This is a genomic window from Aeromonas sp. 600479 (assembly GCF_049175515.1).
GTDB lineage: Bacteria > Pseudomonadota > Gammaproteobacteria > Enterobacterales > Aeromonadaceae > Aeromonas > Aeromonas veronii_A.
The window spans coordinates 19,859-40,614 of record NZ_JAAKVF010000005.1 but is presented as its reverse complement, the minus strand read 5'-3'; the positions used below and the strand labels follow the sequence as shown (position 1 = coordinate 40,614).

Below are 20,756 nucleotides of genomic sequence, written 5' to 3'. Positions count from 1 at the left end.
CTTGTTGTGGTGCGCTTATTGCGGCTTGTTAGTCGCCGGCAGCGGCTGCCAGGTGAGGCGAGTCACCTGATTGCCCTGCACCTCGCACTTGAGGCTCAGCTCCTGCCACCCCTTATCCTGACGCAGGGAGACCTCCCCTTCGATCCCCTGCTCGCCAATCTTCAGCTTCTCCTGCTCGAAGATCACCTTGTCACCACCAGCCAGCTCCATCAGCTTGCCGTTGCAGAGCCAGTGGGCGAGCTCACCCCCCTTGAGCTTGACGCTGCCCTTGGCCGCCTTCTGTTCGGCAGCGCCGGGAGCAAAGAGCTTGCTCAGCTCGGCGGCCCGCTTGGTGAGCCACTCCTGACGTTGCTGCATGCTCATCTTGCTGACGAACTCGGCGGGCTGACCCTTTTCGTCCAGCCATTGGGTCAGCTTGCCGCTGTCGTCAAAGGCGAACTGGGCGGCAGGCTCTTTGACTCCGAACAGCTTGCCCCCCTTGAAGTAATAGCGGCTCTCCCCCTCCAGCTTGCCCAACTCGTTCATGATGGGCACTGCGATGATGACGGGGGCACCATCAACCCAGGCCTTGATGTCGACGCCGTCGTGGCTGAAGAGACGGGTATCGAGGGCACTCGCGGCCCCCTTTTCCATCAGGGAGAACTGTTCGGCGAGCGTTGCCGCCAGAGACGGCAGGGAGCAGAGCCCCAGCCCCAAGCCGAGGCTCAGAGCGATCACGGTATTGCGCATATATGTCCTGTGTGTTGGCCGAAAGGCCCGGGTTAACTCTCTATCAACCAGGCCCGCAGCCCCTCCCGGTGAGTCTCGCTCAGAGGGATGGATTGCCGTGCCCGATAGTCAAAATGGATCAGGGTCGTCTCGCCAGTGACGGCCAGCTCCCCCTGCTGCCAGGCTTCCTGCCAGATGGTGAAGGAACTGCTGCCAATGCGGCGTACACCGGTCTTGATGGTGACCGACTGGCCGTAGAACAGCTCCCGTTTGAACTGCACCGTATAGCCCGCAATGATCAGATGCCAGTTGTGCACATCCAGATCGGGCGAGAAGATCCGGAACAGGGGATCCCGCGCCGACTCGAACCAGACTGCCGGCACCGTATTATTGATATGGCCGAGTGCATCTGTCTCCTGAAAGCGGGGTTGGATCTGCATTTCCAGCATGGCGGGTGACTCCTTGTCATGGGACCGCGCTCAGGCTAGCGCGCCCCGCATCAGGACTCAAGCTCCCCCGTCTTATCCCGAGTGCTGACAGCCAGTTCCGGCCGCAACCAGGCGCTGCGAAAATCGAACCAGCCGAGCGCCGTCATGCGAACCCCGTGCACACCGACCCGGCTCTCCAGCTCCAGCCAGTGGTGAAACAGCGGCACAAACCAGCCCTGCTGCTGCACTGTTGCCAGCAGGGTTCGCGGCCCAGGCTCCTCACCGCTGGCGCGCCACTGCGTCAATCCCTGCCACAAGGTGTACTGGCTGCCCCATACCTTGCGCAGCAGCGGTGTGCCCTGCAACCAGACGTAGGGGGCAAATGGGCCGGCATGTTCGAGGTTAAGGGTGCCAAGCCAGAGATCCACATCTTCATCCTCGCCACTCACCCAACGACTGTAATCTAGGGTGCGCACCTCGAGCCGGATCCCCTGTTCGGCCAGCAGGCTGCTCATGGCGTTGGCGCACTCGTTGAACTCCAGATGCTGGTTGAAGCAGGCAAGCACCAGTCTTCCCGGCAACTGCGCCGGTGTGGGCAAGGGCGCAGACAGCGCTTCGCGCCAGTGGGGCAGCAGGCCGAGGGCGCTGGTCCAGCCCCGTTGCAACTCGGGGGCGACTCGCCCCATCAGGGCAACCGGATTGAGCAGCTGGCCGAGCCACTGGCGCAGGGCGGGATCCCGCAAGGATCCGGAGCGATCGTCCTGCAGCAGGAAGTAGCAGCCCGATTCCAGCTCTGATTCGCCGCGCATGGTGCCGAGCTCAGGGCTGTCGCGTCCCAGCTGCAGGTGGGTCTCCAGTCGCTCCGCCAGCTCCGGCAACATCCAGATGTCGATCTCGTCGAGCAGGGCGCGCAGGCCGAAGTAGTCGTCAAACGCCGCAAGGCAAAGATGCAAGGGATCGTTGGCGGCCACCCGGTAGGGGCCGGTGCCCACCGGTTGCAGGGCAAAGCCTGCCTCCCCCTTGAGCTCCCGCGGCAAAATGGTCGCCACCGGCTCGGCCAGCAGGTGGGGCAGCCAGGGATCCGGGCTGTCGAGATAGAGATCCAGCGTGCGCGGCCAGGGGCTCTCCAGCCGATCCAGATGGGCGAACAGCGGGCGAGCCCGCAGGTCCAGCAGGCTCTCCATCACATCTTCCACCACCAGCTCGCGACCATGGTGAAAACGCACCGCCGGGCGCAGGTAGAAGCGCCAGTGGCAGGGGCCCAGACACTCCCAGTGGTGGGCGAGATCCCCTTCGATTTCCCCATTTTCCTCATTTCGCCGGGTGAGGCCGTTGAAGATCTGGCGGCTCAGGTGGATTTCGGAGCGGCGCATCGGACCGGTGGGCAGCAACTGCGGCAGCGGCCGGTAGTAGGGCACCCGCAGGATCTGGCGCCCCTCGCGGGTGGCCTGACCGAGCTGTTCGATCAGCAGCGGAGTGAGCAGATCGAGGCGATCCTCGGCCAGTCGTACCGCCTGCGCCAGCTGGCCCTGACTGAGCAGATCCCGCAAGCGGCGCCGGGTCAGGCTCTCCTGACTATCGAGCAGGGTGAGTCGGGAGCGCCGCCCCCGCCCCGCTTCCGCCGACCAGCTGAGCCAGCCCTGATCCTGCATCCGCCGCAGCAGCAGGCGGGCGTTGCGCGGGGTGCAGCAGAGCAGATCCGCCACCTCGGCGAGGCTGATCTCCCGTTCGTCGCTGCCAAGCAGCTGGGCGAGTCGTTGAAATTGCTGGTAGAGGCGACCGGTCGGCATAAAAGAGGAAATCCTGTTGCTATAAGTCATCAGTTTTTACTTCCGCATTTTAGCTCAATACTGCTGATGAACGTGAGAACCACCGCACAGGAGCACCATCATGAGCCACGCCAACCCCCTCAAACCGAACCGGATCCAGCAGACCTTGCGCCGTTACTTCAAGCGGATCCTGCCACGCCCGCTGCCACTCATCGAGGATCCCATGCAGCAGCTCAACCGCCTGATGCAGTGGGATATGAACCAGATCGACGACAAGGAGTATCGCCGCCGTCTCTGAGTGCGAGCCGTGCCAGCCACGCGGGATGCGCATCCCCTGCGGGAGCAATTGCTTTGCCGGATCTTGCTGTTTACAACGGCCACGGGCCTGATAGATTGGACGTCTATCCATCTATAACTGCCATAAGCAACATCCAACAAGGAGTGTGTGATGAAAGATGCGACCCTAGCCCTGCACCACGGCTTTACCAACGACCCCACCACCAAAGCCGTTGCCGTACCCATCTACCAGACGGTGGCCTACGAGTTCGAGAGCGCCCAGCACGGGGCGGATCTGTTCAATCTGGCGGTGCCGGGCAATATCTACACCCGCATCATGAACCCCACCAATGATGTGCTGGAGCAGCGGATGGCCGCGCTGGAAGGGGGGATCGCCGCACTGGTGGTCTCGGCAGGTTCTGCCGCCATCACCTATGCCATTCAGGCGCTGACCGCAGCCGGTGACAACATCGTCTCCACACCCCAGCTCTATGGCGGCACCTACACCTTGTTCGCCCACATGCTGCCGAGCTTCGGCGTTGAAGTGCGCTTCGCCAAGGATGACAGTGCCGAGGCCATCGCCGCCCTCATCGACGGCAAGACCAAGGCGGTCTACTGCGAGAGCATCGGCAACCCGGCGGGCAACATCGTCGATCTGGCCGCACTGGCCAAGGCAGCTCATGCCCGTGGCGTGCCGCTTATCGTCGACAACACGGTCGCCACGCCGGTCTTGTGCAAACCCATCGAACATGGCGCTGACATCGTCGTCCACAGCCTGACCAAATATGTCGGCGGCCACGGCAACTCGCTGGGTGGCGTCATCGTCGACTCGGGCAAGTTCCCCTGGGCGGATCACGCCGAGCGCTTCCCCCAGCTGACCAAACCGGAACCTTCATATCACGGGGTGGTCTATACCGAGGCCTTTGGCCCGGCCGCCTTTATCGGGCGGGTGCGTACCGTGCCGCTGCGCAATACCGGCGCAGCGCTGGCGCCGATGAACGCCTTCCTGCTGCTGCAGGGGCTGGAGACCCTGAGCCTGCGCATGGAGCGCCACGTCGACAACGCCCTGCGGGTCGCCAACCACCTCAAGCATCACCCCAAGGTGGCATGGGTCAGCTACGCCGGTCTGCCGGGTCACCCGCACTATCTGCTGGCAGAGAAGTACATGGCCGGTCGCCCCTCGGCGATTCTCTCGTTCGGGCTGAAAGATGGCTACGAGGCGGGCGTGCGTTTCTACGATGCGTTGAAGATCTTCAAGCGGCTGGTCAACATCGGCGATGCCAAGTCGCTGGCCTGCCACCCCGCCTCCACCACCCATCGCCAGTTGAGCGAGGAGGAGCAGGCCAAGGCTGGAGTCAAACCCGAGATGATCCGTCTGTCGGTCGGGATCGAGGCGATCGAGGACATTCTGGCGGATCTGGATCAGGCGCTGGAGGCATAAGTCAGTCAATGAGAGAGCGCGGGCATAAGCCCGCTCTTTTTTTACTGCCGGTGAACCACACCCCTCGCCCGCTCGTATACCCCACCCTGCCACCGAATCGAGGTCGTTATGATAGTCCTGCACCACCTGAACAAATCCCGCTCCCAACGCATCATCTGGCTGCTCGAAGAGCTGGGCCAGCCCTATGAAATCAAGGCGTATCAGCGCGATGCCACCACCTTTCTGGCACCGCCCGAGCTAAAAGCCATCCATCCACTCGGCAAGTCGCCGGTCATCGAGTTCGACGGCCGGGTGCTGGCAGAATCGGGCGCCATCACCGAGTACCTGATTGCCCGCTACGCCCCAGATCGGCTGGCACCGGCATCAGATAGCCCCGACTATCCCGAATACCTGCAGTGGCTTCACTTTGCCGAGAGCTCGGGCATCCTGCCGCTGCTGCTGGATATGTTTGTGCGCAAGGATGGCAGCCCGATGCGCTTCCTGCCGGACTACGCCAAAGCAGAGTGTGCCAAGGTGCTGGGCTACCTCAATGAGGTACTGGCGAGTCGCCACTATCTGGTGGGGGATCGCCTCTCCGGCGCCGACATCATGAACTCCTTCCTGGTGGATCTGCTGGCGCAAAGCGGTCAGCTGGCCCACTTCCCGCACCTGCAAGCCTACTGGCAGCGCCTCAATACCCATCCGGCCCGTCAGAAGGCCATGGAGCTGGAGCGCGAGCTGGATCAGCGCCCCTGACCCGAGTCGCCATCATGCAAAACGCCCCGACTGTCGGGGCGTTTTTGTTATGCTGCGGGCTGCGGTTTACTTGGTCGCTGGCACTTTGTCCCGGCGCGACTTCCACCACCAGCGCAGCCGGATCTGGGAGATGAGCATCCCCGCCAGCATCAGGGCACAACCGGCAATGGCGCGCTCGTCCAGCGTTTCATCCAGCAACAATACGCCACCCACGGCGGCAAAGACGGTCTCCAGACTGAGGATGATGGCGGCGTGGGCCGGATGAGCACCCCGCTGCCCTACCACCTGCAGGGTATAACCCACCCCGACCGACACCAGCCCGGCATAGAGCAGCGCCTGCCAACCGGCCACTGCGCCGCTTAACGTCGGGGTTTCGATAACAACGGCGGTGGCGAGGCTGAGCAGGCCGCAGACCACGAACTGCACCCCGGCGAGCTTGATGGGGGCAACCCGGTTGGAGTAGTGATCCACCAGCAGCAGGTGCACGGCCCAGAACAGGGCGCCGACCACCTGCAGCAGATCGCCAAAGCCGATGGTGAACTCGTCGGTGACGCTCAACACATAGAGACCGGCCAGCGCGATGATGGCGCCGATCCAGGTATTGAGGCCACTCTTGTGGCGCAGCAGTAGCCCCAGTACCGGCACCAGAATGATGTAGAGCCCGGTGATGAAACCGGCCTTGGCGGCAGTGGTATAAAGCAGCCCCACCTGCTGCAGGGAGGCGGCACAGAACAGCACCAGCCCGGCCAGCACACCACCGATCAGCAGTTGGCGATGGTCGCCCGCGACGGCAACAGGTTGTCGGGATTTGAGCCACCAGAGCAGCGGCAGCAGGGAGAGGGCGCCGAGCAGAAAGCGCAGGCCATTGAAAGTATAGGGCCCCATGTGATCCATCCCGAGGCGCTGGGCGACAAAGCCCATACCCCAGATGGTGGCAGCCATCAGCAACATCAGATTGGAGCGCATGGCGATTCTTCCTTAAATCGGCGCGTGACGGGTTATCCGATCCAAGATACCCGCCTCCCTATCCTCTTGTCTCCACTCTTTGTCTTCGCTCTCAACGCTCTGCATCGCACTGCTTTTGAGCACCGCGAGTGTTACAGCAGCGAGGGCTTGGTGAACACGGCCAACAGGGCAATCAGTAGCAGATTGCCCCGCAGGATCCACACCACCCGGAAGTGCTGCTGAATGGAGATCATCGGCGCCTTGCCCAGACGCAGGGCGCGACGCCAGCGATAGAAGAGGCGGCTGGGATAAACGAGGGAGCCGACAATCAGCAGAAACAGCCCCATCTTGAGACCGTGGGCAGGATGGGCAAAGATCTCTGCCACCGAGCTGGCATGCTCGAGGGCCAGCAGACTCCCGGTGGCAAAGATGGAGAAGAGCGCCAGCGCCGCCACCCCATCTGCCAGCAGCAAGCGGCGCACTCGCAGCATGTTCAGGCCGCGCCGAAAGATCAGATACTCGACACAGAGGGCAAGGATTAGCACCGCTATGCTGCCATAATGAATCATTGAGAGCAGAGTGTGGTTCAACATCGGAAACATCTCATTTTCTGCCTTTAGACGAGCCGCACAGCATCATATATGCTGGTGTCACCCGAGACGAAAAGGATCTGTTCATGTCCCCCGCCAAGCCCAAGAATACTTGGTCTTTGATCACCCGCATGCGGCTGGGCCTCCTCTTGCTCTTTATCCCAGTGTTGCTGCTCGGCAGTATCTACTACCTGCATATGGAGCGCACCCTGCGCCACGAGCAGCAACAGAACCTGATTGCTCGCAACACCCAGTATTTCCATACCCTGATCGAACCCTATCTGGCGACCCTCAAACGCCAGTTTACGCTCATTTATCAGCAGGTAAATTATCAGGATTTCAGCGGCTCGGAGATCCTTAACGGCGAGCGCTACCTGCAACAGTGGCAGGCCTATCACAAGGTGATGGAGCTCGATTACGTCTACGTGGGCACCGAGCATCGCAAGATGCTGATCCACCCTTCCTGGCAGGCCGACGAGAAGTTCGATCCCAGAACCCGCCCCTGGTATCTGCTGGCCGCCAGCCATCCCGGACAGATTGTCTGGACTGATCCTTATTACGACTACACCTTGGGCACTCTCACCATGGCGCTGGCCAGGGTGATTGAAGATCCTGACGGCAAGCGGGTTGGCGTACTCTCGCTGGATACCCAGCTCACCCCCCTCGCCAGCTGGCTCAACAGTCGGCATGAGCAGAGTCACCATCTGGGTAATGGCTATCAGCTCCTGCTCAACCATGACGGGCTGGTGCTGGCCCATCCGGATCGCGAACGGGTATTCAAGCCGCTCACCCATCTTGAATGGCTGGCACAAATGCAACAGCCGCAGGGTTTCTTCCTCGATGATGCCAGCGGCCTGATGGTCTCCTACTACCGCATCCCCGAGCAGCGCTGGATCCTGCTCAGCGTCGAGCCGACTGCCAGCATGCAGCAGGTGATCGACAGCGTCTCCATCAACGTGCAGCTGATGATTGCACTCGCCTGCATTCTCTATCTGCTGCTGGCACTGCTCTGGTCCCGCTATTTCCGTCGCATGCTGGGAGAGATTACCCTGCTGATCCGCACCAGTCGTTCTGGCGGTAAAGCCTATCATGGTAGCCGCATGCTGGAGCTGGCCAAGGTCTATGAAGAGATGGATGCCGCCAGCCAGGATTTTGCCCAGATCCGCCAGCAAGCCAATCAGGACAAGCTTACCGGTCTTTACAACCGCCGTTTCTTCGACGAGTGCCTGCAAAGACAGCTCGGCAGTGGCCCCCCCTTCCTCGTGGTGATGTTCGATCTCGATAACTTCAAACAAGTCAACGATACCTTTGGCCACCAGACAGGGGATATAGTCCTCAGGCGAGTAAGCAAGCTGGGCATGAAAATGTTTGACCAGTGGGGTTGGTTCTGCCGCTACGGTGGCGAGGAGCTGGTGCTGATCTTGCGGTTGGAGATGCAAATGAATGAGGTTGCCTCACTGCTGGAGAGCTTCAGACTCGCAGTCACTCAACTGGAGTGGCGAGAGCCGGAACTGACCATTACCCTCAGCGGTGGGGTGGCCTTGAGTCACTCCGGACTCTCGGCCAAGGAGCTGATAGAGCTGGCCGACAGCGGGGTTTATCAGGCCAAGCGGGAGGGGAAAAATCGTATCTGCTTCCCCCAGCGTCGTGGCAACGGTCAGATGGAAGAGGCCTCCTCACCTTGAGCCAACTCGGCGGTCATCGTGGCGGGAGACAGAATGAACGCAACCAGGAAAGGAAGACAGGAGAGAGGCAACGGCCTCTCTCTGTTGTTTATATCGCTATTTTTGCCGTGTATTGAGCCTGTTTGAGCGCACAACTCAGCGCTGCCACACCCACACCGGCCAGCCCAGCTCCTCGGCCTGCTGACGCAGCGCGGGGGCCGGATTGACCGCATGGGGATGGCTCACCGCCCGCAGCATGGGCAGATCGTTGTGAGAGTCGCTATAACCAAAGCTCCCCTGCCAGAGATGGTCCCTGCCGGCAAAGAGCTGGTTGATGCGGGCCACCTTGCCTTCACGAAAGCTGAGGGTGCCGCGGGTCTGGCCGGTCAGCATCCCCTCCTCCTCATCGAGCAAAATGGCGACACAGTGATCCATCCCCAGCATCTTCGCCATGGGGGCCACCAGATGCTCGCCGGAGGCGGAGATCAGCACCAGCTCGTCACCGCGCTGGCGGTGCCATTCGATACGTGCCAACCCCTCCGGATAGATACGATCGCGCAGTACCTGCTCGGCAAAGCGGGTGCAGAGCGAGTCGAGCCACTGGCGCGTCTTGCCCGCCAGCGGTTGCAGGGTGAAGGCCATGTACTGGTGCATATCCATCTTGCCCTGATGGTAGAGGGACATCATCGCCTGCTCTTCGGCGATCATGCTGGCGGGGGCCAGCTCCTCGGCCACCATGTACTCCAGCCAGAGGCTGGCGGAATCCCCGGCAATCAGGGTCTCGTCCAGATCAAACAGTGCCAGTGCCATGAGGGCTCCTTGCGGTAACAACGAAAATGAAACGAGGCGTCATGCTACCTCACAGAGTTGATCCCGGGCCACTACCAGGGTCACGGCACTGCCGGTGGCCAGCAAATCGCCAGCCGAGCGGTTGAGGCAATCCACCGTTAACAGCCCCGCCTCGCACTCCACCTGATAGCGGATCACGTTGCCGAGCAGCTGTTGCTGGCGAATGATGCCGGGCAGGCTGGGTTCGCTGCTGGTCGCCCCTGCGGGCAGCAGGGTGATGGACTCCGGCCGCAGCGCCAGCTTGCCCTGAAAACGGGGGCCAAACAGCGACTTGCCCTGCTCTGCGCCAAGCAGGTTGTAGTTGCCGATAAAGCTTGCCACAAACTCGCTGGCGGGGCGGGTGTAGATCTGCTCCGGCGTGCCGCTCTGGACGATGGATCCCTTGTTCATCAGGAAGATCCGATCCGACATGGTAAGCGCCTCCTCCTGATCGTGAGTCACGAAGATGGTGGTGAGCTCAAGGCGCTGCTGGATCTCGCGGATCTGCTGGCGCAGGCTGCGGCGGATTCGGGCATCCAGCGCCGAGAGCGGCTCGTCCAGCAGAAGGATCCGCGGCTGCACCACCAGAGCCCGGGCCAGCGCCACTCGCTGGCGCTGGCCGCCGGAGAGCTCGGCCGGATAGCGGCGCTCGAAGCCGGTCAGCTCCACCAATTCCAACGCCTCCTGCACGCTGGCGGCCAGATCCCGTCCCGGCTGGGGCTTCATTTTGAGGCCGAAAGCGACGTTGTCCCGCACCGTCATGTTGGGGAACAGCGCATAGCTCTGGAATACCATGCCGATGCCCCGCTTCTGGGGCTCCTGCCAGGTGATATCTTCACCGGCCACCCGCACCTGACCGCCATCCACCGGGGTGAGCCCGGCCAGCGCCCGCAGCAGGGTGGACTTGCCGCAGCCGGAGGGGCCGAGCAGGGTCACCAGCTCCCCCTTGCGGATGCCGAATTCAATCCCCTCGAATACCTTGGTGTCGCCGTAGGATTTGTGCAGTTGATTCACTTCTAGATGGAACATGTTGATTCACCGATGAAATCTGTTCGCCGCCCAGGTGAGCAGCAGGGTCAGCAGGAAGTAGCTCATCACCAGCGCGCTGGTGAAGTGGCCCGAGGTTGAACGCATGTTGTAGAGATAGACCTGCAGGGTCTCGTAACGAGTGCCCACCAGCATGTTGGCAAACACGAACTCGCCGAGCAGGAAGGAGAGCGAGAGAAACAGCGCCGCCAGCAGCCCCTTGCGCAGACAGGGGATCACCACCAGCAGGAAGGCGCGGGCGCTGCTCGCCCCCAGCAGGTGGGCGGCATCCATCAGATCTTTCAGCGGCACCCCTTGCAGGCTGTTGGCCAGCGCCCGGTACATAAAGGGGAGCACCACGGTGAACCAGGTGCCGATCAGGATCCACGGCGTGCCGATGATGGGCAGAATGCCGTCGGCGTAGATCTGCAGCAGCCCGACTGAGGAGACCACCGGCGGCACCGCAAAGGGAAGCAGGATCAACAGGTTCATCCAGGGATCCAGCTTGGGGAAGTAGTAGGCCACCACCAGCACGGTCGGCACCAGCACCAGCGTCCCCAGCAGCAGGGTGGCGAAACAGACCAGGAGGCTGCGGCCAAACGCAGCCAGAAAGCGCGGGTCGCCCCACAGTTTGAGATACCAGTCGAGAGTGAAGCCATCCGGCAGCAGGGTCGCCCCCCAGCGGGTGGAGATGGAGTAGAGAAAGGTAGCCAGCAGCGGCAGCAGCAGGGTGGCGACCAGCCCCCCCAGCACCCAGCGCGGCCAGCTCGGTTGCAAATCACGCATGGGATTGCCCCTTGTTCACATAGCTCTTTTTCAACAGCCACTGGTTGGCGGCCGTCACCACCCCCAGCAGCACCATCAGGATCACCGCCAGCGCCGCCGCCATGTTGGGCTCGAGGAAGATGTCGCCAGAGACCAGACTGGCCACCCGGATGGTCACCAGATTGAAGTTGCCGGTGGTGAGGGCGTAGGCGGAGGCATAGGCTCCCACTGCGTTGGCAAACAGGATGATCAGGGTGCCGAGCAGCGCCGGCGTCAGCACCGGCAGCGCCACGTGCCACACATACTGCCCCTTGCTTGCGCCGAGCAGTGCGGCGGCCTGCGGCCACTCATCCTGCAGCGCATCGAAGGCCGGGTAGAGCAGCAGCAGGGCGAGCGGGATCTGGAAGTAGGTGTAGATGAGGATGAGGCCGCTGCCCGAGTAGAGGTTGAAGCCGTCGATGAGGCCCCAGGATTTCAGCAGCAGGGTCACCGCACCATTGATCCCGAGAATGATGATAAAGGCGAACGCCAGCGGCACCCCGCTGAAGTTGCCGGTCATGGTGACAAAGGCCAGCAGCACCCGCTTGACTCGCTCGCCGCTGTGGCGCAGCGCGGCCGCCCCGAGGGTGCCGATGGCAAGTCCCGCCAGACTGGCGAGACCGGCGATGCGCAGTGAGTTGCCGAACGATTGCAGGTAAAAGGGGGAGCTCAAAATCTCCCGGTAGTAGTCGATGCCCCAGCCATCCGGGGTCTGGAAACTGCCCACCAGCACCCACACCATGGGGGCGAGCTGGAACAGGATCATCAAGAGGATAAAGGGCAGCAGCACCAGCGCGGGCAGCCAGTGGCGGCGCACCTTCTGCTTGGTTGCCACGGGTTGATCCACCAGGATCTCGGTGGTTGCAGGCATCATCAGTGCACCTCGCGCATAAAGGCAGCCTTGAGCAGCGGTGGCGCTGCCGGCTTGTCGTGGGAAATACCCAGCAGATCCGCCATCAGGGCGCAGAGCTGGGTCTGGGCAATCGCCACCCCATCCGGCCAGCGTTCGACGAAGGCATCGCCAAACAGCCAGAGCGGCACGGTGCGCTCTTCAGGCAGGGTGCCGCCGTGGCTCAGGTCGTTGTTCATGCCGTGATCCGAGGTGACTACCACCTGATACCCCTCCGCCAGCCACTGGGGCAGCAGATCGGCCAGCAGGCTGTCCATCCGGCGCGCCTGATTGCGGTACTGGCGGGAGTCGAAGCCAAACTTGTGGCCCGCATCGTCCACCCCCATCGGGTGGATCAGCAGAAAATCGGGATCGTAATGGCTGCGCAGCCACTCGCCATCCATCAGCAGATGGCTGTCGGGGTAGTTGTCATCCCAGTAGAAGCAACCGTGCTGGATCGGCAGCTGCTCGTCGTGGGTAAAGCGATCGCGGGCCGACAGCCAGGGGCTCTTGTTGTAAAGCTCGCTCACCCAGTAGTAGGCCGCCGCTGCGGTGCGTTTACCCGCGGCGCGGGCCAGATGGAAGATGGAGTCATGCAGACTGAGGCGACTCACCCCGTTGTGGGTGATGCCGCTCGCCACCGGCGGTACACCGGTCAGGATGCACTCGTAGAGAGGCCGGGAGAGGGATGGCAGGGCACAGCTGAAGGTCGTATAGAGACCGCGCTCCGCCTCCACCATGCCTGCGAGGTAGCCCATCCCATGGGCTACCCCGGCAGAGAGGCCATCCACAAGTACCACTATCACCTTGTGTTGCACTGGCCGCTCCTTACTGCATGTAGATCATGACGTTCTCTTGCCACTGACGCGGCAGGGCCTTGGAGCTCTGCTCCCAGGCGGCGTGATCCTGCACCGGCTTGGCCTTGGCATACTGCTCGGCCGGCAGCAGCTTGGCCTTCACGTCATCCGGCAGCGCAACGTTGCTGCGGATCGGGCGGGCATAGCCACGGGCCAGGTTGATCTGACCGGCATCGGAGAGGATGTATTCCCGCGCCAGCTTGGCGGCGTTGGGGTTCTTGGCCCACTTGTTGATGATGGTGGTGTAACCGGCGATGACGGAGCCGTCGCTCGGGATCACCACCTCAAACTTCTTGGGGTCGATCTGGTCGCGGTAGTTGAGGGCGTTGAAGTCCCACAGCACCCCCACTTCCACCTCGCCCTTCTCGATATTGGCTATGGTGGGGTCGTTCAGCGACAGACGGCCCTGCTGGGCCAGCTTGCCGAACAGCTCCAGCGCAGGCTTGAGATTCTTCTCGCTGCCGCCGGTGGCATAGGCCGCGGCCAGCACGCCGTTGTTGGCCTGCGAGGCAACACCCACATCACCCAGCGTTACCTTGTAGTCGCCACCCAGCAGGGATTGCCAGCTGGTGGGGGCGGCCTTGACCAGATCCTTGTTGATCAGGAAGGCGATGGTGCCGGTATAGGCCAGCATCCAGTGACCGTCCGCATCCTTGGCCCAGTTGGGAATATCGGCCCAGGTGGAGGGTTTGTAGGGCTGGGTAACACCCTGCTTGACCGCAACCGGACCGAAGGCGCCGCCCACATCGCCGATATCGGCGGTGGCATTGGCCTTCTCGGCGGCGAACTTGGCGATCTCCTGCGCCGAGCTCATGTCGGTATCCTGATGCTTGATGCCGTAGATGCTGCCCAGCTGCTGCCAGGTATCCTTCCAGTTGGCCCAGCTGTCGGGCATACCGATGCTGTGGAGCTGGCCTTCGCCGCGGGCGGCCTTTTCGAGATCCGCGATATTCTCGGCTGCAAAAAGTGGTTGGCTGACGGCCACCAGGGCCAGTGCACTTGCGATCACGCTTTTCATCATTCCATCCCTCTGGACTAGGTCAGTTAAGGTTCGAGAGGGATGCTAGAGGGGAATTGTGACGGTCGCGGGGCGTTTTGATGGCAGTTTGATGACAATCACCCTGTCATGGCGCTGTCATCCACAGCAGTTACAACTCTGAACCCGAGTGAGGCTGGACTACTCCAGTAAGGGCTGAACCAACAAGGGCTAAGCCAGCCCGCACAGCCAAGATTAGCGACAGGGATATGAGCGTGATTGAACCGAGATTGAGCGAGCAGAGAGTGAACGAACAGAGCATGGCCGATGGCCGCTCCTCCTCCAAGTGTGAACAGATTTGCCAGACCCTGCGCCGCTATATCGGCAGCGGCCAATTGGGGGCCGGGCAGCAGCTACCCGCCGAACGGGCCCTGAGCGAGCGTTTCGCCACCACCCGCATCACCATCAAGGAGGCGCTCTCCAGCCTCGAAGCGGATGGCCTTATCTACCGGGCCGAGCGGCGCGGCTGGTTCGTGGCCCCGCCTCGCCTCACCTACGATCCAGCCATCCACACTCACTTTCACCAGTGGATCGGCGAGCAGCAGCGCACCGCCGAAACCCGAGTGCTGGCCCACGGTAGCGAGCTGGCCAGCAGCGAGCTCTGCCGCTGGATGGGGCTGGATCCTTTTACGCCGCTCTACGAGATCCGCCGTCTGCGTCTTATCGATGGCCGCCCTGTGCTACACGTCAGCCATCACCTGCTGGCGAGTCGCTTTCCCGATATTGCCAGCGCACCGCTGGCGAGCTCCCTCACCGAGCTCTATCAGCAGCGCTATGGCATAGGCCAGGGCGGGGCGAGTCTCGAGATCACTCCCTCGGCAGCACGGGGCGCCATCGCCCGCGCCCTCAATCTGGCGGAGGGGAGCGCCGTGCTACGGCTGGTGCGGGTCAACTACGACGAGCGAGGCGCTCTGGTGGATTGCGATATCGAGCACTGGCGGCCGGATGCGATCCGAATCTGCCTCGATACGCGAGCGTTGCAGCCGCTCGCAGGCAAGCCGCAGCAAACCCGGCTCGCGGAGCAGGGGTGAGTCGGCACGCAACGCCAGCCTGGAAGGGGGAGGCGGATCCTCTGGATCCGCCGGGATCAGTTGTCGATATTGGGGATCATGTCGTCGAAGCTCTGATAGCCGCAATCGGCCAGTTGCAGCGACATGGTGTAGGTCTTGGCGTGCTCCTGCTGGCCAATGGCGGGGCGGTTGAGCTTGATCTCCTGATGCCAGTACTCCTTCATACGTTCGATCAGCGCCATCGCCTCCCCCTCGTTGAGGTGCAGCTGACAGAGCGCCATGTAGTTGTTCGACTTGTGCATGTTCTCCACCAGATACTCCCCCAGCACTGACATTGCCTGCCGTGCCTGCTGGCGGGCGAAACGGCTGTGCTGCTCGAAGCTGATGCGCTCGCTGATCAGGAAGTGGTAACTGTTGTCGATACCGAGTTGCAAAATACCGAGCTTCTCCAACTTGCGCAGATAGAGGTAGCAGGAGGCATCGGTCAGGCCGTACTCCCGCTTGAGATCGATCAGCGTCTTGTCACGCCAGAAGATATTGGCGAGAAAGGCGTAGAGACCGGGCTCGTTGTGAAACGCCTCGTCCTGCTCCTGGGTGAAGACGGCGCGCCGGCTCTGGGCATCCTGAGTGCGATCCAGCAGCTCCTCGAACGAGAGCCCCACCAGATGGCAGATCTCCAGCAAGGTATCGAACGGCAGGGATGGTTTGTTCATCATCCGCTTCACGGTCGCGATGGAGACCCCCATTGCCTCCGCCAGCGTCTGATAGCGGATCCCCTTGTCGGTCAGGGTCTTCTTCAGGGTATCGAGGATATTGTTGGCCAGGGTCTGGCTGTAGGTCATGCCACTCTTCCTTGTTATCGCACTTTCATTGCATGGTTATGCCAATTCAGCTTCTGACCTGTTCTTACCTGAAAGGCTCAGATATTGACACCGAAAAAACAGTCTAGAGAAAAAACCACCCGATATCCCAGTGAGGACCGACCAGTTGAACGGTGGGGTCGCAGAATGTGACACCAGACAGTGCATATCTTTCAACCCGCAAACATTTTGCTAGTGCTGCATAGAACATCGCGCATAATCGAAACGTATCGAATTCAAGACCCTTCCTGGTTGAGAAATCGATTGTTTGCTTCCAAATTTTTATCTTTTAAACCGTAAGGTTTTTTCTCTTTCCTGGCATTGGGCGGCGCAGATAGCACCGCCCTTTTCTTTTCCCTGAATTCGCCGGTCAGGTCAAGGGCCCCGGCACGGAGCAGTGCCAGCGGCCACATGCAACCCACTGATGAGCCGACTGTGAAGTCCTTTCTGACAAGATATCCTGAACAACTATCAATGCTTATTTATTGTCATCCAATATATTTTACAGCGTACATGAAAAGTTTTTAATTAATATAAAGTGAATATCAACCTCGTCGCTTTAAATACCAAAATAGATGTTTAAACTGCCTTTGTGAAAATAATGGAACAAAATTAATCACCCTTTGCTATCAATATCAACCTGGTACTCCCTCTACTCATCCAGTCAGCACACCGCAATAAAGAGATAAACGTCTCAAAAGACCCCCTTTCGATAGCATGCACTCGTCATCACCACTCATCAGATAAGCCTCATAAGACCACCAAAAATCACAATGGGAACAATCCCAATCCTTAAGAAGAGCAAAAAACAGGCAAAAAGATAGATTTTTTTCTCATAGTTTCACCTTGTCTACTGTTCGAAAAACAAACAACAAGGCTCAGCTCGAGATAAATGGCATCTGAAATGGTAATTTTGCACTCCTTAAACATAACCCGTGACGGGATAAAACAACATTTCCATTTAAATCAATAACATAAAAGAAAACGTAAAAGTAAAGACAGTCAATTGACTCACCAATTAATTATTTAAATCTCAATAAAGCTAAAACTCTAATAACACCATTTATTAAACAAGAGAGTCCTGCTGGCGGCCCGTATAATTTAGATTAATGGATAGAACGCACCCTTGTTATTCATAAATACGCTGACTATACTGCGGCCCCTCTGTGAAAGCAGAGCGATGACGGAAATATAAAAAGCTTCATGGATTGAGCGATATAAATCACACGCAGTTCACGCAACATAAGGTTTATTTATCCATGAACAAGTTTAATAAAATTGCCGCTTTCTCCCTGATTGCTCTGGCCATGAATGGCAGCGCTCATGCCGAAGGCTGGTATGCAGGTCTGGATCTGACCACCTCCAAGATGGATCTCGACGGTGACCTCCAGCGCGTGTATGACGCCAAAGTGATCGACGACCAGCTCGACGGCGGCAGCCTGATCGTGGGTTACAGCTTCAACCCCTGGCTGGCCGTTGAAGGTGGCCTGCACGCCCAACAGATGGATCAGCTGACCTGGGTGACCTCCCAGATTGCGACCGGCTTTGCCGACACCACTATCGAAACCCGCAGCATCAGCCTGGCCGCCAAGCTGAGCCAGCCGCTGGCCTGGGGCTTCAGCGCCTATGCCAAGCCGGGCATTGCCTACACCCGCACCGAAGTGGACGTTGTCGGCAACGCCACCATCCTGGGTCTCAGCGGTCAGGTAAGCGAGAGCGCAACCAAGAGCAAGGTACACCCCAATCTGGAAGTGGGTCTGGACTACGCCTTCAACGATCACTTCTCTGCCGGTATCGGTTACGAGCGCCAGTTCAACGCCCTGAGCCTGGGTGACGAGCACTACTCACTGGATACCTTCAAGCTGGGTGTGCGCTACCACTTCTAAGTCGCACCTCCCCCAACCATGCTGTTGTGCCTGAATGCAAAAGGGCCGCAGGTTTCACGCCTGCGGCCCTTCTATTGGCTGATGTGTCGTCAGCAGATCTGGTTCTTGCCCTGCTGCTTTGCCTGATAGAGCGCCCGATCGGCGCGTACCATCAGACTCTCCTTCTGCTCGCCCTGATGATACTCCGCCACTCCGAAGCTCATGGTGGTGACACCGCGGGGACAGATGGGGTGCGTCACCATCAATGCCTGAAACTTGTTCGCCACCACCAGCGCATCGTCACGGCCGGTATTGGGCAACAACACCATAAACTCGTCACCGCCCCAACGAGCCAGCAGATCGATCTCGCGGATATGGTCGCGCACCAGCGACACTATGTTAATCAGGGTCTGATCCCCGATATTGTGACCATAGCTGTCATTGATCTGCTTGAAGTTGTCTACATCCATGGCAATCACTGTAAAAGGCAAGTGGAAGCGGCGAGCACGCTCGCACTCCAGCTGTAACGCCCGCTCCAGCCGGTAGCGACTGGCAGCACCGGTCAGGGCATCTGTCTCCGCCAGCTGGCGATTCTCCTCGACTCTCTGTTGCAGCGCCTCGTTGAGTCGTACCAACTCGGCGGTGCGCTCCGCCACCAACTGCTCCAGCGACTGATTGCGCAGCTCCAGCTGCTCCAGCAGCAATTTGCTGGCGTGGATATTGCGATGAGCACCGATCATCCGCGCCACAGAACCATCAGCGTTGCGCTCTATGATGCGACCACAATCCTCAATCCAGAGGTAACTGCCATCCCGGCAGCGGCAACGATACTCGGCACAATATTCAGACGCCTTGCCACCCAGGCAGGCATCGAACTTCTCCATCACACCGGCCAGATCATCGGGGTGGATCACCCCCTCCCAGGTGAAGACAGTATTGCCGAGGCTATGGGGCTCGTAGCCCAGCATCCGGTACCAACCGGGGTTGCGATAGACTAAACCGGTATTGGCGTGCCAGTCCCAGATGCCATCGCTGATCACCTCAAGAATGCCATGCACCACGGCTTCGCTGACATCCGAGATCCTGATCGTCTCACTCTCCTGCTGCATTGCGGCCATCCTTCTTCTATTCTGCCCCGCGCCAGTTCGGGGCCGTGCTAATTCCAGTCTCAAACACCAACTTGGCATACTGCAACAACGATGTCAGCCAGATCCCTACTCTACCACTGCTTTACCGGTTATCGATCGCTAACGACATGGGCTAAATCAGGGTGTCAGTAAGTGTGGCTCAAGTGCGCCCTGTTTACCGGATTTAACTCGCGATTCAGTCATTTGGGGGATGGGAAAAATGAGGGGTATGCCGGAGCAACCACAGAGGTCACTCGGCCAGAGTCAGTCGATAAAAATCCGTCTCCTGATGTTTCGGATTGGGGCGCAGAAATACCCAGCCAAAGCGCCGGTAATGATTCAAGGCCCGCACATTGGTACGGCTCACGGAGAGGATCGCCCATTTGCAGCCAGCCCCCAGCAACTGCTGGCGGATATAGGCCTGCAACACGGCAGCCAAACCGGTGCCACGATATTCGGGGAACAGATAAATCAGCTGCACATAGCCAGTCTCGGGCTCATCGGAAAAGCTGCGAAACTCCAGCTGGCCCACCCGTTGTTCACCCGCCCAGACATGAAGGTAGTGCCATTGAGCTTGCCCCAGCCTTTCGCGGATCCGCTCCCGATAGCCGTCGATAAAGTCGGCAAAACCATCATGGGTATGAAAGCTGCAAAAATAGGCATCCCTGCGCGCCTGCACACAGAACTCGTAATCCCGATCCAGATCGATGGTGTTAAATTCAAGTCTCAAGCAATGACATCCTGTCGTGTGTTGGTTGGATGCAGGGTGTAATAAGCGCAGCGCATTACACCTTTTGGCAGATAAATAGCAGCGGTGCAATTCACTTCGTTCTTTGCACCCTACCCACCTTCACCCTACCCTCTCCCAGAGGGAGAGGGGATAAAGCGGCACCGGAAATATGATCGCCAGCCACACAGGTTCGATTAGAGAAGCGTAATCGGACAGCGGTAACAGCATTGCTCCCTTCTCCCGTTTATTTAAAAAGGAGGAGAAGGGCCGGGGATAAGGGGAAGGAAAAAGAGATTTCGCGGTAAACGTTGGGCTTCACTACGCTCAGCACCAACCTACGAGATGTTCAACAGTTAAATACCCAGGCGATGTCGCTGCTCATCCGATAGTGGATTTTTTAAGGCTTCTTGGTATGCCGCCTCGCATTTTCGCCAGAACTCATAATGACATGCACGTAGCTCAATTCCGGCAATTGCTTCAAAGCGAACCCAAAATATATATCGTACCGGACCAAGGCTTATTGAACTTCGAAAGCTTGTGGGGTTTTGTGTTTTTGAGTCGAAGGGAACAATAAGTCCTCCATGCGCTGCGAATCTATGTTCTCCGAGCTTATGGCGATAAGCTTCATAGGTCGGATCTACATCAATGTGTAGAAAGATAATGTTTCGCTTCGTCTGTCCTATAGCAAACTCGCAAGCTTCTAATGGACGGGGGCAGCATGATTCAGCCACATGGCAACATAATAGTTTGGCAAAGTATCTAAATACATTGAGGTAATCCTCTGAGCCAGAGGTATATTGTGGCAAGCTGAATGCTAACGAAGGATCTCGACCCTCTGACAAAAACGAAAAGACCAACGCATGAAACCGGTCGAATTCATGGTCAGCAGCCTGTGTACGAGTTCCATTACACAAGGAACACATCCGAGCTGAGAAGTGGAAGGCTCGGGATTTCGGGCCTTGTGCCAAACGAGGTATGCTTTCGCCATCGAAATTGCCGATGAACATGGCATCCTTCCCGAAAATTTTTCGCAAAGCAGAAGCTTTTATTTTGTGTTCTCCGGTGAGCGATTCACCAGACCCGCACAGGCAACAACTTTCTACTTGGTACGGCTCGAATAATATTCCCATCAAAAGGCTCCAAAGATACTCAGAATTGGCGGATTCAC

Annotated in this window: 22 protein-coding genes; 6 read left to right on the top strand and 16 right to left on the bottom strand. The window is 59.3% G+C overall.

Going from position 1 to position 20,756, the window contains the following annotated elements:
• Positions 1 to 15: 15 nt before the first annotated feature.
• Genes G5149_RS07820 through sgrR form a run of 3 tightly spaced genes read right to left on the bottom strand, consistent with a single transcriptional unit; the run spans position 16 to position 2,926 of the window.
• Positions 16 to 729, bottom strand: coding sequence for a hypothetical protein (locus tag G5149_RS07820; RefSeq protein WP_421212198.1), 714 nt, complete (start codon positions 727 to 729; stop codon positions 16 to 18).
• A 32-nt stretch (positions 730 to 761) separates the two neighbouring features.
• A complete protein-coding gene (locus tag G5149_RS07815; protein ID WP_005342765.1) occupies positions 762 to 1,157 on the bottom strand; it encodes an acyl-CoA thioesterase in 396 nt (131 codons plus the stop codon).
• A 50-nt stretch (positions 1,158 to 1,207) separates the two neighbouring features.
• Positions 1,208 to 2,926: an HTH-type transcriptional regulator SgrR gene (gene sgrR, locus G5149_RS07810; protein WP_421212197.1), complete on the bottom strand. Its 1,719-nt coding sequence runs from the start codon at positions 2,924 to 2,926 to the stop codon at positions 1,208 to 1,210.
• Between the two features lie 100 nt (positions 2,927 to 3,026).
• Between sgrR and G5149_RS07805 the strand changes: the two genes are divergently transcribed.
• The 3 genes from G5149_RS07805 (at position 3,027) to G5149_RS07795 (ending at position 5,357) form a co-directional block, all read left to right on the top strand.
• Entirely contained in the window at positions 3,027 to 3,203 is a 177-nt protein-coding gene (locus G5149_RS07805) for a hypothetical protein (protein ID WP_005336463.1), read from the top strand.
• A gap of 150 nt (positions 3,204 to 3,353) precedes the next feature.
• Entirely contained in the window at positions 3,354 to 4,622 is a 1,269-nt protein-coding gene (locus G5149_RS07800) for an O-acetylhomoserine aminocarboxypropyltransferase/cysteine synthase family protein (RefSeq protein WP_337073076.1), read from the top strand.
• A gap of 108 nt (positions 4,623 to 4,730) precedes the next feature.
• Entirely contained in the window at positions 4,731 to 5,357 is a 627-nt protein-coding gene (locus tag G5149_RS07795; RefSeq protein WP_337073075.1) for a glutathione S-transferase family protein, read from the top strand.
• Positions 5,358 to 5,423: 66 nt separating this feature from the next.
• Here G5149_RS07795 and G5149_RS07790 read toward each other — a convergent pair whose 3' ends face one another.
• Positions 5,424 to 6,323, bottom strand: a complete 900-nt coding sequence (locus G5149_RS07790) for a DMT family transporter (RefSeq protein WP_216979676.1) — start codon at positions 6,321 to 6,323, stop codon at positions 5,424 to 5,426.
• Positions 6,324 to 6,454: 131 nt separating this feature from the next.
• Entirely contained in the window at positions 6,455 to 6,895 is a 441-nt protein-coding gene (locus tag G5149_RS07785) for a DUF2214 family protein (RefSeq protein WP_019445450.1), read from the bottom strand.
• Between the two features lie 83 nt (positions 6,896 to 6,978).
• Between G5149_RS07785 and G5149_RS07780 the strand changes: the two genes are divergently transcribed.
• Positions 6,979 to 8,577 carry a diguanylate cyclase gene (locus G5149_RS07780; protein WP_337073074.1) on the top strand — a complete coding sequence of 533 codons (1,599 nt, stop codon included), beginning with the start codon at positions 6,979 to 6,981 and terminating at the stop codon, positions 8,575 to 8,577.
• Between the two features lie 135 nt (positions 8,578 to 8,712).
• On the opposite strand, the gene G5149_RS07775 is transcribed toward G5149_RS07780, so the two are convergent.
• From G5149_RS07775 to G5149_RS07750, 6 genes are read right to left on the bottom strand one after another with little or no spacing between them, the layout of a single operon-like run.
• Positions 8,713 to 9,366 carry an HAD family hydrolase gene (locus G5149_RS07775; protein WP_216979678.1) on the bottom strand — a complete coding sequence of 218 codons (654 nt, stop codon included), beginning with the start codon at positions 9,364 to 9,366 and terminating at the stop codon, positions 8,713 to 8,715.
• A gap of 39 nt (positions 9,367 to 9,405) precedes the next feature.
• Positions 9,406 to 10,413 carry an ABC transporter ATP-binding protein gene (locus G5149_RS07770; protein WP_337073073.1) on the bottom strand — a complete coding sequence of 336 codons (1,008 nt, stop codon included), beginning with the start codon at positions 10,411 to 10,413 and terminating at the stop codon, positions 9,406 to 9,408.
• A 6-nt stretch (positions 10,414 to 10,419) separates the two neighbouring features.
• The gene (locus tag G5149_RS07765; RefSeq protein WP_337073072.1) at positions 10,420 to 11,196 is read right to left on the bottom strand and encodes an ABC transporter permease; all 777 of its coding nucleotides are present in this window, start codon (positions 11,194 to 11,196) and stop codon (positions 10,420 to 10,422) included.
• The gene (locus tag G5149_RS07760; RefSeq protein WP_337073071.1) at positions 11,189 to 12,088 is read right to left on the bottom strand and encodes an ABC transporter permease; all 900 of its coding nucleotides are present in this window, start codon (positions 12,086 to 12,088) and stop codon (positions 11,189 to 11,191) included. Before G5149_RS07760 ends, G5149_RS07765 begins: the two co-directional genes overlap by 8 nt.
• Positions 12,088 to 12,921, bottom strand: coding sequence for an alkaline phosphatase family protein (locus G5149_RS07755; RefSeq protein ID WP_421212196.1), 834 nt, complete (start codon positions 12,919 to 12,921; stop codon positions 12,088 to 12,090). The genes G5149_RS07760 and G5149_RS07755 overlap by 1 nt, the downstream gene beginning before the upstream one ends.
• 10 nt (positions 12,922 to 12,931) lie before the next feature.
• On the bottom strand, positions 12,932 to 13,978 hold the full coding sequence (locus G5149_RS07750) for an ABC transporter substrate-binding protein (protein ID WP_216980244.1): 1,047 nt from the start codon (positions 13,976 to 13,978) through the stop codon (positions 12,932 to 12,934).
• Between the two features lie 227 nt (positions 13,979 to 14,205).
• Here G5149_RS07750 and G5149_RS07745 point away from each other — a divergent pair, with 227 nt between their 5' ends.
• Complete coding sequence (locus tag G5149_RS07745) at positions 14,206 to 15,027, top strand: UTRA domain-containing protein (protein ID WP_201990674.1); 822 nt, start codon at positions 14,206 to 14,208, stop codon at positions 15,025 to 15,027.
• 56 nt (positions 15,028 to 15,083) lie between these two features.
• Here G5149_RS07745 and G5149_RS07740 read toward each other — a convergent pair whose 3' ends face one another.
• Together G5149_RS07740 and G5149_RS07735 are read right to left on the bottom strand one after the other, a co-directional pair.
• Positions 15,084 to 15,848 carry a helix-turn-helix domain-containing protein gene (locus G5149_RS07740; RefSeq protein WP_236346154.1) on the bottom strand — a complete coding sequence of 255 codons (765 nt, stop codon included), beginning with the start codon at positions 15,846 to 15,848 and terminating at the stop codon, positions 15,084 to 15,086.
• Between the two features lie 254 nt (positions 15,849 to 16,102).
• Positions 16,103 to 16,279: a hypothetical protein gene (locus G5149_RS07735; protein WP_421212195.1), complete on the bottom strand. Its 177-nt coding sequence runs from the start codon at positions 16,277 to 16,279 to the stop codon at positions 16,103 to 16,105.
• 846 nt (positions 16,280 to 17,125) lie between these two features.
• On the opposite strand from G5149_RS07735, the gene G5149_RS07730 reads away from it, so the two are divergent.
• A complete protein-coding gene (locus G5149_RS07730) occupies positions 17,126 to 17,752 on the top strand; it encodes a porin family protein (RefSeq protein ID WP_005342742.1) in 627 nt (208 codons plus the stop codon).
• 89 nt (positions 17,753 to 17,841) lie between these two features.
• Here the strand turns inward: G5149_RS07730 and G5149_RS07725 are convergent, their stop codons facing one another.
• From G5149_RS07725 to G5149_RS07715, 3 genes are all read right to left on the bottom strand, one after another.
• Positions 17,842 to 18,840 carry a sensor domain-containing diguanylate cyclase gene (locus G5149_RS07725; protein ID WP_236346151.1) on the bottom strand — a complete coding sequence of 333 codons (999 nt, stop codon included), beginning with the start codon at positions 18,838 to 18,840 and terminating at the stop codon, positions 17,842 to 17,844.
• 268 nt (positions 18,841 to 19,108) lie between these two features.
• Entirely contained in the window at positions 19,109 to 19,588 is a 480-nt protein-coding gene (locus tag G5149_RS07720) for a GNAT family N-acetyltransferase (RefSeq protein WP_421212194.1), read from the bottom strand.
• 353 nt (positions 19,589 to 19,941) lie between these two features.
• Entirely contained in the window at positions 19,942 to 20,718 is a 777-nt protein-coding gene (locus tag G5149_RS07715) for a hypothetical protein (RefSeq protein WP_421212193.1), read from the bottom strand.
• Positions 20,719 to 20,756: the final 38 nt, after the last annotated feature.

Bases quoted from the DNA above. Each gene is read 5' to 3' on its own strand.
- G5149_RS07820 (WP_421212198.1), bottom strand. From the start codon at position 729: ATGCGCAATACCGTGATCGCTCTGAGCCTCGGCTTGGGGCTGGGGCTC.
- G5149_RS07815 (WP_005342765.1), bottom strand. From the start codon at position 1,157: ATGCTGGAAATGCAGATCCAACCCCGCTTTCAGGAGACAGATGCACTC.
- sgrR (WP_421212197.1), bottom strand. From the start codon at position 2,926: ATGCCGACCGGTCGCCTCTACCAGCAATTTCAACGACTCGCCCAGCTG.
- G5149_RS07805 (WP_005336463.1), top strand. From the start codon at position 3,027: ATGAGCCACGCCAACCCCCTCAAACCGAACCGGATCCAGCAGACCTTG.
- G5149_RS07800 (WP_337073076.1), top strand. From the start codon at position 3,354: ATGAAAGATGCGACCCTAGCCCTGCACCACGGCTTTACCAACGACCCC.
- G5149_RS07795 (WP_337073075.1), top strand. From the start codon at position 4,731: ATGATAGTCCTGCACCACCTGAACAAATCCCGCTCCCAACGCATCATC.
- G5149_RS07790 (WP_216979676.1), bottom strand. From the start codon at position 6,323: ATGCGCTCCAATCTGATGTTGCTGATGGCTGCCACCATCTGGGGTATG.
- G5149_RS07785 (WP_019445450.1), bottom strand. From the start codon at position 6,895: ATGTTGAACCACACTCTGCTCTCAATGATTCATTATGGCAGCATAGCG.
- G5149_RS07780 (WP_337073074.1), top strand. From the start codon at position 6,979: ATGTCCCCCGCCAAGCCCAAGAATACTTGGTCTTTGATCACCCGCATG.
- G5149_RS07775 (WP_216979678.1), bottom strand. From the start codon at position 9,366: ATGGCACTGGCACTGTTTGATCTGGACGAGACCCTGATTGCCGGGGAT.
- G5149_RS07770 (WP_337073073.1), bottom strand. From the start codon at position 10,413: ATGTTCCATCTAGAAGTGAATCAACTGCACAAATCCTACGGCGACACC.
- G5149_RS07765 (WP_337073072.1), bottom strand. From the start codon at position 11,196: ATGCGTGATTTGCAACCGAGCTGGCCGCGCTGGGTGCTGGGGGGGCTG.
- G5149_RS07760 (WP_337073071.1), bottom strand. From the start codon at position 12,088: ATGATGCCTGCAACCACCGAGATCCTGGTGGATCAACCCGTGGCAACC.
- G5149_RS07750 (WP_216980244.1), bottom strand. From the start codon at position 13,978: ATGAAAAGCGTGATCGCAAGTGCACTGGCCCTGGTGGCCGTCAGCCAA.
- G5149_RS07745 (WP_201990674.1), top strand. From the start codon at position 14,206: ATGAGCGTGATTGAACCGAGATTGAGCGAGCAGAGAGTGAACGAACAG.
- G5149_RS07740 (WP_236346154.1), bottom strand. From the start codon at position 15,848: ATGACCTACAGCCAGACCCTGGCCAACAATATCCTCGATACCCTGAAG.
- G5149_RS07735 (WP_421212195.1), bottom strand. From the start codon at position 16,279: ATGTGGCCGCTGGCACTGCTCCGTGCCGGGGCCCTTGACCTGACCGGC.
- G5149_RS07730 (WP_005342742.1), top strand. From the start codon at position 17,126: ATGAACAAGTTTAATAAAATTGCCGCTTTCTCCCTGATTGCTCTGGCC.
- G5149_RS07725 (WP_236346151.1), bottom strand. From the start codon at position 18,840: ATGCAGCAGGAGAGTGAGACGATCAGGATCTCGGATGTCAGCGAAGCC.
- G5149_RS07715 (WP_421212193.1), bottom strand. From the start codon at position 20,718: ATGGGAATATTATTCGAGCCGTACCAAGTAGAAAGTTGTTGCCTGTGC.